The organism is Streptomyces camponoticapitis (genome assembly GCF_014646115.1).
GTDB classification, from domain to species: Bacteria; Actinomycetota; Actinomycetes; order Streptomycetales; family Streptomycetaceae; genus Streptomyces; species Streptomyces camponoticapitis.
Genome location: NZ_BMMV01000071.1, coordinates 1 through 975, shown reverse-complemented (window position 1 = coordinate 975; position 975 = coordinate 1). Strand labels below are relative to the sequence as shown.

Genomic DNA, 975 nt, shown 5'->3' with positions numbered 1-975 from the left:
CTGCACCAGGGGCGACCACGCGGAATCCCGCTCAGGAACCACCGCGTCCACAATCCGCCCGAACGGCACATCCTCATGCCCCTGCGCCGCCACCGCACTACGCCGCACCCTCAGCACCAGCTCAGCAAACGACGGATCACCCGACACATCCACCCGCACCGGCAGCGTATTGGTGAAGAACCCCACCACCCGGTCCAGACCCGGAGCAGCCGAACGCCCCGCACCAGGAACCCCCACCAACACATCCTCCACACCCGACCAACGACTCACCACCACATCAAAAGCCGCCATCAACACATGAAAAACCGTCGACCGGCACTCCCGCGCCACCCGGCGAACACCCGACGCCACCACATCCGGAACCTCAAAAGCCAACACATCACCCGCATACGACTGCACCGCCGGCCGGGACCGGTCCCCCGGCAGACTCAACACACCAGAAACACCCTCCAAATACCCCCGCCACCACCCAAGCCCAGCATCCACCCCACCCCCGGCAACCCGCTCCCGCGACCACACCGCGAAATCACCGAACGTCAGAGCAACCTCAGGCAGAACCACATCACGCCCCGCAACACCCGCCTCATACAACTCACCCAACTCATCAAGAAGAACCCGCAACGACCACCCGTCACACACCGCATGGTGCACCACCAACCAGAAAAACCCCTCACCACCACCCACACCAACAAACCCCGCCCGCACCAACGGCGGCACCCCCAGCACAAACGGCACCCGCACCGCCCCACGCACCACACCCAAAGCCTCATCCACACCCCCCGCCACAACAACCGACCACGACACAGCCGTCCCCACCTCCGCCACCACCGACACCGGACGCCCCTCCACCGTCCTCACCCCCGACCGCAACACCTCATGCCGGTCCACCAACCCCTGAACCGCCAAACCCAAAACCCCCACATCACACCCACCACCCACCCGCACCACAAACGGCACGTTGTACAACCCACCCCC

General features: G+C 65.2%; 1 protein-coding gene. It reads right to left on the bottom strand.

Annotation, left to right across the window (positions count from 1 at the left end; all coding sequences use genetic code 11):
* On the bottom strand, positions 1-957 hold a 957-nt coding region (locus IEY79_RS37090), incomplete at its 3' end, for a condensation domain-containing protein (protein ID WP_229701466.1).
* Positions 958-975: the final 18 nt, after the last annotated feature.